The organism is Clostridioides sp. ES-S-0006-03, assembly GCF_020662275.1.
Classification (GTDB): Bacteria; Bacillota; Clostridia; order Peptostreptococcales; family Peptostreptococcaceae; genus Clostridioides.
In genome coordinates, this window is record NZ_JADGMM010000003.1 from 161154 (window position 1) to 175103 (window position 13950).

Annotated in this window: 9 protein-coding genes; 2 read left to right on the forward strand and 7 right to left on the reverse strand. The window is 28.7% G+C overall.

Annotation, left to right across the window (positions count from 1 at the left end; translation table 11 throughout):
- Positions 1 to 37: 37 nt before the first annotated feature.
- Both IR151_RS05180 and IR151_RS05185 read right to left on the reverse strand, forming a co-directional pair.
- Complete coding sequence (locus IR151_RS05180) at positions 38 to 1180, reverse strand: tetratricopeptide repeat protein (protein WP_227433455.1); 1143 nt, start codon at positions 1178 to 1180, stop codon at positions 38 to 40.
- Positions 1181 to 1197: 17 nt separating this feature from the next.
- Positions 1198 to 2952: a B12-binding domain-containing radical SAM protein gene (locus tag IR151_RS05185; RefSeq protein ID WP_227433456.1), complete on the reverse strand. Its 1755-nt coding sequence runs from the start codon at positions 2950 to 2952 to the stop codon at positions 1198 to 1200.
- A gap of 134 nt (positions 2953 to 3086) precedes the next feature.
- On the opposite strand from IR151_RS05185, the gene IR151_RS05190 reads away from it, so the two are divergent.
- Positions 3087 to 3293 carry a hypothetical protein gene (locus IR151_RS05190; protein ID WP_227433457.1) on the forward strand — a complete coding sequence of 69 codons (207 nt, stop codon included), beginning with the start codon at positions 3087 to 3089 and terminating at the stop codon, positions 3291 to 3293.
- A 4-nt stretch (positions 3294 to 3297) separates the two neighbouring features.
- On the opposite strand, the gene IR151_RS05195 is transcribed toward IR151_RS05190, so the two are convergent.
- The 4 genes from IR151_RS05195 to IR151_RS05210 all read right to left on the reverse strand — a co-directional run bounded on the left by IR151_RS05195 (position 3298) and on the right by IR151_RS05210 (position 9168).
- Entirely contained in the window at positions 3298 to 4221 is a 924-nt protein-coding gene (locus tag IR151_RS05195; protein ID WP_227433458.1) for a hypothetical protein, read from the reverse strand.
- Between the two features lie 252 nt (positions 4222 to 4473).
- Positions 4474 to 6174, reverse strand: coding sequence for an arginine--tRNA ligase (gene argS, locus IR151_RS05200; protein ID WP_227433459.1), 1701 nt, complete (start codon positions 6172 to 6174; stop codon positions 4474 to 4476).
- Between the two features lie 177 nt (positions 6175 to 6351).
- Positions 6352 to 6768, reverse strand: a complete 417-nt coding sequence (locus IR151_RS05205; protein ID WP_227433460.1) for a DUF523 domain-containing protein — start codon at positions 6766 to 6768, stop codon at positions 6352 to 6354.
- Positions 6769 to 6789: 21 nt separating this feature from the next.
- Positions 6790 to 9168: an endonuclease MutS2 gene (locus tag IR151_RS05210; RefSeq protein WP_227433461.1), complete on the reverse strand. Its 2379-nt coding sequence runs from the start codon at positions 9166 to 9168 to the stop codon at positions 6790 to 6792.
- A gap of 322 nt (positions 9169 to 9490) precedes the next feature.
- Between IR151_RS05210 and IR151_RS05215 the strand changes: the two genes are divergently transcribed.
- Entirely contained in the window at positions 9491 to 10942 is a 1452-nt protein-coding gene (locus IR151_RS05215; protein ID WP_227433462.1) for an aminoacyl-histidine dipeptidase, read from the forward strand.
- A gap of 316 nt (positions 10943 to 11258) precedes the next feature.
- Here IR151_RS05215 and IR151_RS05220 read toward each other — a convergent pair whose 3' ends face one another.
- Positions 11259 to 13727: a diguanylate cyclase domain-containing protein gene (locus IR151_RS05220; RefSeq protein ID WP_227433463.1), complete on the reverse strand. Its 2469-nt coding sequence runs from the start codon at positions 13725 to 13727 to the stop codon at positions 11259 to 11261.
- Positions 13728 to 13950: the final 223 nt, after the last annotated feature.

The window sequence follows — 13950 nt, forward strand, 5'->3', positions numbered from 1 at the left end:
AAAACCTAATAGAATCTAATACAATCTAATAACATTCTTACTTATTTATACCAAGCTCTTTTAAACAAGCAATCGTAATCTCATCCTGTGGATTTAATTCATAAGCTCTTTCTATATAGTAAGTTGCATCATCAATTTCACCATTGTTTAAGTAAGCCATACCTAAATTACAAAGAATTTCTGGGTCCTCTTTTATCTTAGCAGCTTGCTCAAAATGCTCTATTGCTTTATCTAAATTATATTTAGAAGCTTCACAAAGCCCTAATTCAACTATAGCATCTACTTGCTTAGGTTTTATTACTAATATCTTCTCAAAATACATCTTAGCCTGCTCTATTTCGCCCATACCCTTATATCCTAGCCCTATCATAAACAGCAAATTCCACCAATCCATATGTTCTTCTTCCAGTGGCAGTAATTTTTCTAATCCCTCTTTAAACTTACCATGGAATATAAGTGTATATCCTTCTTCATACTGTACTTTAAAATCCATCTTTCCTAAATTTTCTTGTATCTCAGCCACTAAGTCAGCATCTAAACCTAATCTTAATGCATCTTCCCATGTCAATTTAGTCTTCAAATATTGACCTTGATTATAATAATGATAACCTAAATGATAATAACCTAATGCAAAATCATTATCAATATCTATTATCTTTTCAAGTTTGGCCATTGCCTCAAGTAAAAATGCATTCATAGCCTTATCATCTAGGTCTTTTTGATATTGTTTTGCTATCTCTTGGCACACAATTGCATAATTATACATTGCATCTAAATCATCTGGATACATAGTTATAAATGCTTTTATATATATTAAAGAATCTGTATGCTCTCCAATCTCAAAGTATTTTCTAGACATGTATCCCATATATGCTTTTAAATCTAAGTTAATATCCTTAGACAAAGCATCTAAAAACTTTTCATATTCTCCATTATTTTTAAATTTACTATCTATACCAATTATATATATCATTGCATCTGCTATAGACATTGAGTTTAACTTATCTTGAGCAGTTTTTTCTTTTATACCTTTTACTAGTACCTCATTTTTTATAGGTACATCTAGTCCACCTTTTGGCACATCATAACTCTTTAATTTAAATTCTCCACCATGCTTTATAGTTATAAAAGCTAGTTCTTCTGCCTTCTTCAGTAAATACTTTTCTATTTTAAAATCCATTGTTTCCTCCTAAATACTTAAATTTCTACTTTATGAGTTTTAGATTTCTCAAATATTTTTTTATCATCATATTCAAATAAGACTATATTTTCTTCTTCTCTTATTTCTGTATTTATATTATTTTTTAAATCCACAATATTAAATTTAAATGGTTCAAAATGAACATATTTTATTATATGTTTTGCTGGTTTATCAACAAAATTAGGTAGATATGTTGATAAGTTATCATTATCTTGTAAAAATACATGACATCTATTCTTAAAGTCATCCACATCTAACTTATTAAAAAACTGTGGTATATTTGATGTCTTACCTAGTGAAATGTAGTCATACTTTAATATATCATTAAATACATCATTGTCTATATTTATTTTTTCATTATAGAAATCCAATAATATTTTGTATAATTGATTTTTCCCCTGTGCCAAGTCAAAATACCCATTTTCATCAAAGTACTTAGCAAAAGTTTCAAAAAATTTAAAAGGACTTTGTTTATAAAATTTGCCTATAATATATCTCATGGACAACACAAAGTTTTTAGAATTGTAGTATCTTTCAAGTACATCTTCTATATCCTTTAATTTCAATGTTTCTTCATAGCTTATATAATTATTGTATAAAAACTCATATGGAGCATAATCCTTATATTTAAATCCATGCTCATCTGCTACCTTTCTCATACCTGTACCCTTAATCATCTTTAAGAAACCTAATTGTAAGTGTTCTATCCCTAGATTAAATACATCATTAAATGAGTTCTCAAAGCTTTCATAATCCTCATAGGGAAGTCCTGCAATTAAGTCTAAATGTTGATGTATATTTCTATAAGATGCTACTGTCTGAACAACATGAGATAACTTTTTGAAATCATCTCTTCTTCCTACTGCATCAAGTGTTTTTTCATTTGTCGACTGTACTCCTATTTCAAACTGGAAAAGTCCTTCTTTACAGTCAGCCAAAAACTCTAGCATCTTGTCATCTATCAAATATGCTGTAACTTCAAAATGATAGGTTGTATATCCATTATCATTTTTCATAAGAAAATCCATAATTTCCATAGCTACTTTTTTATTTGCATTAAAAGTTCTATCAATAAATTTAATTTGTGAGACTCTTGCATCTATTAAAGCTTTTAAATCTCTTTTTATTCTATCTAAGCTGAAATATCTCAGACCAGGAATGGTAGAAGATAAGCAGTATTGACAGTTAAATGGACAACCTCTTGACGACTCATAATATACTATTCTATTTTCATATTCCTTTGGATTTAAATTTTCATAAGGACTAGGAATCTCGTCCAAATTTTGAAGAAGTTCCATAGGTTTATTTACTATTATCTCGCTTCCTTGTCTATATACCAATCCGTCTACACTTTTTATTTCTTTTTTTCCTTTAAGATGAAGCACTAAATCTCTAAAGATTAATTCTCCTTCTCCATAAAGTATATAATCTACAAAATCGTATTTCTTCATTGCCTCATAGCTATCATAACTCACTTCTGGCCCGCCCAAAGCTATTTTAGTATTTGGTCTAATTTTTTTTAGATTATCACAAAGTTTAACTATATCTCCTATATTCCAGATATATGTTGAGAATAAAATTATATCATATTCATTTTTGTATATATCTTTTAAAATATAATCTAAGTCATTGTTTATCGTATATTCTTTCATGTCAACTTCTATCAAATTCCTTACAAATTCTTTTAGATATCTTATAGCTAAATTTGTATGAATAAACTTAGAATTCAACGTTGTTAATAAAATTTTCAAATATTTCTCACCTCTTTTTAATATTATACTGCTTTTTGTACCCCTTATAGGTTAAAATAGTATATGTAAAGTCTATATAACATTTATATAATTAGATTATTAATTTCAAGTAATGTGAGGAAAGGAAGTTTTTTATGGAATTAATTGAAAAAGTATCTATCAACTCTTTATCAAAAAGAGATTTACTGCTTATTATAAAGTCTCTTGAATACACTAATGAAAATACCCAAATTAGTGATTTTATCGACCTTAGAAATAATATAGTAAAAGAATTATGTTTCTTAACTGACACTAAAGAAAAAGATTTTTTGGATTACTTAGAAAAAAACAGTAATCTCTAGTAACCTAAACCTTTTTAAACTTTAATATATAAATACCTGATTTAGAATGTATCTTTATGCTTAATATATTATCACTAAAGGTTTTCGACATAACTGTTATTTGATTAAATATGGGGTCTATTGTAGTATCGCCTTCTTCAAGGCTTATAAGACTTCTTGGGTCTATTTTTTTATTATACATTTTAACCCCAATTTTATATTTTCTCAACTTAACAACATATTCTGACATAGAAAGAATAAAATCTATATTATCTTCGTTTAATTCAGTCTCTTCACCTAAAATAGATAATATAGATTTTTTCATGCTTTTAATTCCTTCATTTTCTACATTTCTGTCTTCTATATAAATATCATATAAAATATTTAAAACACTTGATAGAATACTTTCTTCATCATAATCTTCATATTTTAAATCAATATATTTATCAATTAATTGTATTGTACCTATCCTTGCCATCTGAAACTTTACAATATCAGACTTGTCTAATTCTATAGAAAAATCTATTATCTTGTCTTTAATATTTTGTAGTAATTCGACATATTCAATTTTACTGTTATTTATAAGATTGTGCATAACAGAATTATATGCTACAGAACTTAATAAATAATCAAATAAGAATTCCTCTTTTCTAAAGTAACTCACATATTTTTTTATTAATTTAACAACCTCATCTTCACTTTTTTGAATATTAGTATTTGATAAAATTAATGGTAATAAAATATTTAAAAAATTGACATTACCTATTTTTTCTCCATAAAATCTAAAGTAAATAAGTTCATCTTTCAATCTCTTTTCGTCTATATATACACATCTTTGAGTTTTATCATCTATTAAGGATTTTGTATTTATTATAATTAAATCTTTAAGAGTCTTACTTCCATTATTAAAAGAAGATGTGTAGACTTTTTTTATTAATACGTCATTCATAAATATATCCTTTCTCAAAAACTTAATTTAAATATCCTGCTATTAAAAAAAAAGAGACAGCCCGTTAAGAAGCTGTCATATATAGGGGGATAGTAGTGTACAAAAATCATTGTAATCTACTATCTATATATTATTATACGATACTACTTTTTTATATGTAAAGCATCAGTTTTCGACATCCCTATATTCTACAGTTATACAAATTGCGTACTAAGTTCAATTTTATTCTTTTTATTTCAACATTTTGTTGTATTACATTCTTTCTGGAGCGTGCATTCCCAACAGCTTCAGAGAATTTTCTAAAGTTTGTTTTGTGGCTTGTACCAAAGCAAGTCTCGATTTTCTAATCTCTAAATTTTCCACTAAAATTGGATTGTCATGATAAAATTTATTAAACGCTTGAGCTAAATCTAGCATAAATCTTGTAACTATATGTGGTTCATTCTTCTTTAGAGCAAGTAAAATATTTTTATTAAATGACTCTATAACTCTAAGAACTTCTGCACTATCTTCATCAGCCAATAGACTATAATCTATATCAGAAGTGATTTCTTCTTTTGCTTTTCTTAAAACTGCACAACATCTAGCATGTGTATATTGAACATATGGCCCAGTCTCTCCATCAAAGCTTAATGTTCTTTCCCATGAGAAAGTATAGTCTTTTATTCTACTATTAGATAGTTCTTGGAATACTACAGCTCCAACACCTACTTGTTTAGATATTTCATCTACATTTTTAGCATCTGGGTTTTTAGTTAGTATAATATCCTTAGTTTTATCTATAGCTTGATTTAATGCATCTTCTAAAAATACAACTCTTCCTTTTCTAGTTGACATAGTCCCTTCTTCAAGAGCTACCATACCAAATCCAACATGCACTAAGTCTTTTGCCCATTCATATCCCATAAGTTCAATTACTTTAAACCATTGTTGGAAATGTAGGTTTTGTTGAGAACCAACTACATATATACACTTATCAAAATCATAAGTTTCTTTTCTATATATTGCTGCAGCTAAATCTCTTGTCATATATAATGTTGAGCCATCATTCTTAGTAATAAGAGCTGGTGGCATCTTATATTCTTCTAAATCAACGATTCTTGCACCTTTAGACTCTTGTAAAAGATTTTTCTCTTCTAACAACTCTATTACTCTGTCCATCTTATCAGAATAGAAACTTTCACCTGCTAAAGAATCAAATTCTATATCTAAAAGTTTATATACTCTACTAAATTCTTTTAGACTTTCATCTCTAAACCATTGCCATAATTCTTTTGCTTCTTCGTCACCATTTTCTAATTTAGTAAACCATGCTCTTGCTTCATCTTCCATTTCTGGATGTTGTTCTGCTTCCTCATGGAATCTTACATATAATTTTAATAATTCTGGGATTGGATTAGATTCTACTACTTCCTTTTCTCCCCACTTTTTAAAGGCCACTATTAACTTACCAAATTGAGTTCCATAGTCACCTAAATGATTTATTCTTATAGTTTTGTATCCTTGTGATTCATATATCTTATATAGAGCATTACCTATTACTGTAGTTCTTATATGCCCTATATGGAAAGGCTTTGCTATATTTGGAGAAGAGTATTCAACTATTACAGTTTTATCTTTTCCAAAATCACTACGTCCATAATTTTCTTTTTCATCTAATACTTTTTTGATTACAGTTTCTGCTAATTGAGATTTGTTTACAAAGAAATTCACATATCCGCCTAATTGTATTACTTTTGTTATCTCTCCACTAGCTTCTATACTTTCTGCTAATTCACTTGCTATCATGTTTGGAGCTTTTCTAAATACTTTAGCTAATTTAAAGCATGGAAAAGCATAGTCACCCATGTCCTTGTTTGGTGGAACTTCTATAAGTGCCTCTATCTCTTCTATCGACAGTTCTTCTATTTTCTCTTTAAGGCAATTTGATATTGCTACCTTGAAATCTTGCATCTTGTTGCTCCTCTCTACATTGTTCCTGGTTTATATTGTGCTTATCTCTTTATGTTAAATCAAATTTAGTGTTTTTTCAAGTATTTCATTACAGGGCAAAACACTTTAATAATTATGTTTTCTGTATATATTAAAAATACTATAATTACAGTTTTTATCTATACGATTATTGCTTTTCTATAAGTCTTTTTCACTCTTGACTTTTATTCCTTCTTCTTCCAGTAACTTTGCTGTGATACCTTTCCCTGGTATTTTTTTGCCTGAAAAACTACCATCATACACTAGATTACATCCACAAGAGGGGCTACCCTCTTTTAGTATTGCTTCGCTACATACATATAATCTTGCTATTTTTAGAGTTTCTTCAGCCCCTCTTACAAAGTTTTCTGTTACATCTTTATTATCTTCTTTTGTGATTACTTTTCCATCAACTATCTCAGCAGGAGGTCTTGGTGTAGATAAACCACCTAACTGTTCTGGACATACAAGAGTAAAATCTTTACCTTTTAGGTATTCTTTTACTTCTTCATTTTCATTATTATCGCCACTATATTTACAATTTATTCCTATTAAACATGCAGATACTAATATCATAAAAATGTGCTCCTATACAAATTATTTTAGTTTAACAATTGTTACTCCTGCTCCACCTTCTCCATACTGGCCACCTCTTTGTGATTTTACATGTCTATTTTTTCTTAAAATGTCTTGTAGTCCTGATTTTAGCACTCCTGTACCAATTCCATGTATTACTGTTACAGATTCTAAACCTGCTACATATGCATCATCTAGATATTTTTCGACTTCCATTATAGCTTCTTCTAAATTTAAACCTCTAAGGTCAACTTCACTTTTTATATTTCCAGATTTTGCCCTTATGATATTTCTTGTTGATTTAGTAACGTGTTTTGAAACATCCTTGTGAGATTTTTGTAAAGATTTAAAAGGTAGAGTCATCTTCATTATACCAATTTGCACTACTGCTTCTTTTCTCTTTTTGTCTACAGAAACCACACTACCATTTTGATTTAAAGTTATTACTCTAACTTCTTCCCCTGGTTTTAGGTCTTTTATTTCTTTACTTGAAACTTTTGGAACTATCATACTTTTTACTGTTGGTTGAAGACTTCCCATAGAACTAGTCAATTCTTTTCTAAGTTCTTCTATTTTACGATTTTTTTCTTTAGAAGCTCTTTCTTGTTCTAAACTTCTAAGTTCCTTTATTATAAGGTCTACTTCTTCCTTAGCTTGTCTTGTTATTGAAAATGCTTCTGATTTAGCCTTTTCAATCATCTTATCTCTTTGAGTAACTAATTTTTCAAGTTTTTCGTCGTATTCTACTTTTAGTCTTTCTATCTCTTCCTTCAATCTCTCAGCTTCTTCTCTATCTTCAATAGCTTTGATTCTGTTCTTTTCAACATTTTGTAATACATCTTCTAAAGCTATGTTATCTGTGTTTATATATTCTTTGGCATGTGAAATTACATAGTCACTAAGTCCAAGTTTTCTGGAAATCTCAAACGCATTTGATTTTCCAGGAACACCTATAAGTAACTTATATGTTGGACTTAAAGTTTCTATATCAAATTCAACTGCTGCATTTTCTACACCAGATTTAGTAAGAGCATAATTTTTAAGTTCACTATAGTGAGTAGTTGCTATACATTTCGCTCCTACAGAGTTTATATCTTCTAATACTGCTATTGCAAGTGCAGCTCCCTCAACAGGGTCTGTTCCTGCTCCTAATTCGTCAAATATAACTAAAGAGTCTGCTGTTACGGTTTTTAGTATTGATACTATATTTGTCATGTGAGATGAAAATGTAGATAAACTTTGCTCAATACTTTGTTCATCTCCTATATCTGCAAATACATTATCATATACACACATACTACTTCCATAATCAGCAGGTATGTGAAGTCCACTTTGTGTCATAAGTGCAAATAAACCTACAGTTTTTATTGTAACTGTTTTACCACCTGTATTTGGACCTGTTATTACCAATGTGTGGAAGTCTCTTCCTAAATAAATAGTATTTGCCACTACTTTTTTCTTATCTAATAGTGGATGTCTTCCATTTTTTATATTTAAATATTTATCCTCATTTAATGTAGGCTCTATACCTCTCATTTGTATAGAAAGTTTTCCTTTTGAAAATGCAAAGTCTAATCTTCCAAGTATCTCTTGATTGGATATCAAATCTTCACTTACTTCTCCAACCATTGCAGAAAGTTCTGATAAAATTCTCTCTATCTCTTCTTGCTCTCCTAATTTTAGCTGTCTTAACTCATTGTTCATCTCTACTATAGTCATTGGCTCTATAAAAAGTGTCGCACCAGAAGATGACTGGTCATGTACTATACCAGCTACTTGCGACCTATATTCAGATTTTACAGGTACTACAAATCTATCACCTCTTAGAGAAATTATGGCATCTTGTAAGTATTTTTGATAAGTAGTTGAACTTATTATTGAATTTAATTTAGACCTAATGGATTGATTTTTTTGAGCTATTCTTCTTCTGATATCTCTAAGTGTACTTGAAGCATTGTCAGATATTTCTACTTCACTTATTATCGCATTGTATATCTGTTCTTCTATATCTTTATATACATATAGAGAATTTGATAGAGATTGTATTATTGGATAATTAAAATCTTCTTCATCACTGCTAGATAGACTATTTTTTAATCTTCTAGCTACTCTTAAAGTATCCGCTATCATAATTAAACTTCCTGGGTCAAGAGATGCACCTATATAGGCTCTTTTAACCTTATCTTCTATATCATGAATACCATCCAAACCTACTGAACCTCTCTTTATAATAATTGATTGAGCTTCACTAGTTTCTTCTAGCATGGACTTTACTTCTACAAAATCAGTATTTGGAACTAAACTTTCTATATATTTTAGACCTAAAGAAGATGAGGCTTTCTTCTTTAATAAATCTATTATTTTATTGTATTCTAGAACTCTTAACGATTTCTCATTCATTTTTCTATATTCACCATCCTCAATATTTTAACTTTTTTCTTTAATATTTAAAATGTATGCTTTCCAAGCATTTTCAATAAAAACTGCAAGTTTTATTTCTTTTTTATTTCTAAATTTATTATATTTTTTCTCTTTTAGATATATTTTAAACATATTTTGTATTATACTATGTATGTAGCTATCTATATATTATACATAAACATGCTTTATTTGTAATATAATCTGTTAAAAAATCTTCTTTAATATTTTTTAAAGGAGTTTATTTTAGCTTATTTTATAAAAATAGCTACTTATATAGATAAATTAAGGAGGAACACAAGTCATGGGAAACGTATTAGAAGGATTAAAGCCAGAAAATGTTTTTAAAAACTTTGAGAAAATATCTCAAATTCCTAGAGGTTCTGGAAACGAGAAAGGCATAAGTGATTATTTACTTAGCTTTGGTAAAAATTTAGGGCTTGAAACTATCCAGGATGAAAGTTTAAACATAATAATAAGAAAGCCTGCTACAAAAGGATATGAAAATTGTCCAGGAGTAGTTCTTCAAGGACATATGGATATGGTTTGTGAAAAAGAAAAGAATGTTGAACATGATTTTCTTAAAGACCCTATAAAATTAAGAATTAATGGTGATATGATATACGCTACTGGAACTACTCTTGGAGCTGACAATGGTATCGCTGTTGCTATGGGTATGGCTATATTAGAAGATAATACTTTAGAGCATCCAGCATTAGAAGTTTTAGTTACTGTTAATGAAGAAGATGGTATGAATGGTGCTGATGCATTAGACCCAAGCTTAATCAAAGGTCAATATATCCTAAACATGGACTCCGAGGAAGAAGGATATCTATTAGTTAGTTGTGCTGGTGGTAAAACTTGTGTTGTTAGTCTACCTGTTGAGTACAAAGAAGTTGGAGCTGACAAGCAAGCTTTATTAGTTGAAGTTACTGGATTATTAGGTGGACATTCTGGTATGGAAATTGTTTTACAAAGAGCAAATGCTAACAAAGCAATAGCTAGAGTATTAAGCGTACTAGATATTGATTACGAATTAGTTTCAGTTGATGGTGGTACTAAGCATAATGCTATACCTCGTGAAGCTAAATGTGTAATAGCTGTTGATAAAGCTGATGTTGAATCTGCTAAAAAACAAATAAATGATATTTTAACTGCATTTAAACATGAGTTTACTACTTCTGACCCTGATATGGCTTATTCAGTAGTTGAAACTTCTGCAACTAAAGCTCTTACTAAAGACTGCAAAGAAAAAGTTATTCAAATGTCAAGCTTAACTCCTCATGGTGTTCAATCTGTAAGTCTTGATATAGAAGGATTAGTTGAAAGTTCTACTAACTTTGCTATAATTGAAACTAAAGAATCAACTATTGAATTCTTAACTTCTGTTAGAAGTTCTGTTATGTCTATTAGAGATGAGATAGCTGATAGAATAAGACTTTTAGCTCAAGCTTTAGGTGCTGACTATGGTCTTACATCTCAATATCCAGCTTGGGAATTTAAAAAAGGTTCTAAATTAGAAAAAATATGTAGTGAAACTTATGAGAAATTAACTGGTAAAGTTCCTACTGTTATGGCTCTACATGCTGGTCTTGAGTGTGGATTATTACTTGATAAACTTCCTCATGCTGAAGCTATCTCTATAGGACCAGATATGTTTGATGTTCATACTCCAAAAGAACACGTTAGTATACCTTCTATTGCTAATGTTTGGGATTATGTTATTGAAATATTAAAATCTATGAACCAATATTAAGACTAAGTTTTAAGAAGCAGATTTTAATTCTAAGTAAATCTATATAAAATTAACCTGTAAATTAATACTAATGTTAGCATCAAGTTTAATTTTAGTGTTAATTTATAGAAATAAAGCCTAATGATGATAATAACATACGTCATTGGGCTTTATTATTTTTACTTTAAAAAGATTTATTAGATACTTTTTATTTAAAAATTTATTATATTTTTATACTGAATCTTATATAAATTAATACATCTCTTTTATGTACAATTATACAAAACTCGTTCAATTGTATCTTATTTACAATTTTTATAGTAAATCTTACTAAAAATTATACTCCTACTATTTTAAATTTATTTCTTCCTTGCTTCTTAGAATCATAAAGAGCATCATCTGCCATTTGATATAATTCGTCATATTTCTGTCCATATTTTGTTATTACTACACCCATACTTATAGATATGCTTTTTCCACTTGGCAGTTTTATGAGGTGAATTTGTTTATATACTTCATTACATTTATTGACAAGTTCTTCCTTATTTATTATATCTTTAATATAGATACTAAACTCGTCTCCACCCAATCGACCAACAATATCATTTTTTTCAAAACTTCTAGCAAGTACTTTTGCAACATCAATTAATATTTTATCTCCAATTAAATGCCCATAAGTATCATTAATAGACTTAAAATAATCAATATCTAAAATTAACAAAGCTCCATTTTTGTTAGGAGATAAATTAGATAAACTTTCTGTAGTTAACTTTCTAATATATGCTGAATTAAGAATATTTGTTAAGCCATCTTTTTGAACCTTATCCAGTAACTTATCTTTTTCCTCTTTTTCAGAATCAATATTAGATATTTTTCCAATTACATACACTGGTACACTTTTTTCATTATAAATTATTTTTGAAGTAATTCTAATCCAGTGACAACTACCATCAGCGCAGATAGAATACATTTCAGTCGTCCCATTCTCCTGTGACTTGATTACATCAAAAAACTTTTTATTATGTTCTATTTCAATCTCACTCATAGCACTCTTACTTATACCATAATAAGTACTAATTCCTTTCCCTTTCATAGAAACTATCAATTTATCTCGTTTATAATCATATTCAAAAAAGTATTCACTTGCCATTTCATAAACTTCAGCATGCTTTTTAAGTTCCAAAGATATTTTCTGATTCATACTTTTACGTGTATGCAGGCTCCATGCCATACCTCCAATAATGCAAAGTAATAAACTAGCAACTATTAAAATAGTTTCAATTGGATTTTGTTGCATAATATAAAGTAGTGAAAAGTCTTGTCTATATGTAGTGTTTTGATAGATAATTGATTGCATCTTTTCTGATGGAATGCTTATAATAGCTTTATTAAATATACCCAATAATTCCTGCTTACTTGGTTTAACTATTCCAAAGCAAATACTCTGTGATTCATAAGTCTGTGGAACTAAACGTACGTTTTTGTACTTAGGTTGATTAATATAGTACTGTATAGAATATCCTTCTCCATAAGTATAATCTGCAAACCCTTTGTTAACAGCTTCTATACACTCTTCCAAAGTATCATACCATATGACATCCCCATTAAAATAATTATCATAACCAGTCCCTTTAGGTAGAGCTAGACGTTTTCCATCTAAACTATTTTCATTTAATTTGTTATTAATCATCATAATATATTGGGTGGAAACAAATGGTCGAGACATAGTCACATTGTGTTTACGAGAATCTTCATAATCATAAATCATTCCTGCTACAATATCAATTTCATGATTTTTAGTCATTTTATCCAAATCTTTTTGTGACTTTACAGGCACCAGTTCAAACTTCAATCTAGTTTTATCAGATATGTGATTTAATAAATCTATTGATATACCCTTTAATTCTCCTGTTTTTTTATCTATGTTTTGAAATGGTGGCTTATTTAAAAGTACTCCAACTTTTAATGTATCTATATCTTTAATATATGTAGTTTCATCATCAGACAAAATCATCTTACTATTTTCTGGTGTAAAATATTTTTCATACAAAGCAGTCGAAAAATATGGGTCTGTCTGTTCGATATTATTAATTGCTGAATTGAGTCTTTGAGTTAAGTCTGTACTTCCTTTAGGTGTAATAAAATAGAATGGCTTTGGTGAGAATTTAGCTATAGTACGCACACCTTCCATTGGACTCACACTCACATTAAGCAGTGCATCTGCTTCACCAACCTTTAGTGCTTGTAATTGTTCTTCTTGTGACTTACAATATACCAATTTAGGTGATATTAAATTCATCTTGCAATATTCATTTAATTCTTTAAGCCTAGTATTAGAATTCTCTATTACAGCAATACGAATTTCTTTCATAGCTTCTAACCTTATACTATCAATAGCTGTATTTTCATATAATACTTGTAATACTGTATTTACTACTCCATAACTATTACCTGCATAATTATACAATTTTTCCATCTGCTCATTGTATAACATGCTTCCCATTATATCAATCTCACCTTTTTCTAACATTTTCATTAGTTTTGTAAGAACTTCATTTTCATCACCAGATACTTGAACAAATTCATAATTCCATCCAGTATATTGTGCAATTTCTAACAGATATTCGTATGTATATCCAGAGTACTTACCTTGTTTATCTAGTTCAGTTAACCCTTTTTGAATAGGATAAGCAACCCGAATAGTACGATTATCACTACCTAGAGCATTGACATTAAAAGGAAATATGCAAGAAGTGAATATGGATGCAATTACAATAATTAATAAAAGTAATTTTTTTGAATTCACTACACTAATCCTCCATATAATTAAGATTTACAATGCAAATTACTACTTAAACTTTTAGATATGAAAAAGTAGATTAGCATAAAAAAGGATATAAAAATTTACTTAAAAATTTAAATATCCTCACCATATACAATATACCTAGATTATAACTGATTTATTTGATTATTACAACAAATTTACTATATTAAATGTATACATTATCTTGTGCTAATCTTGAGTATAT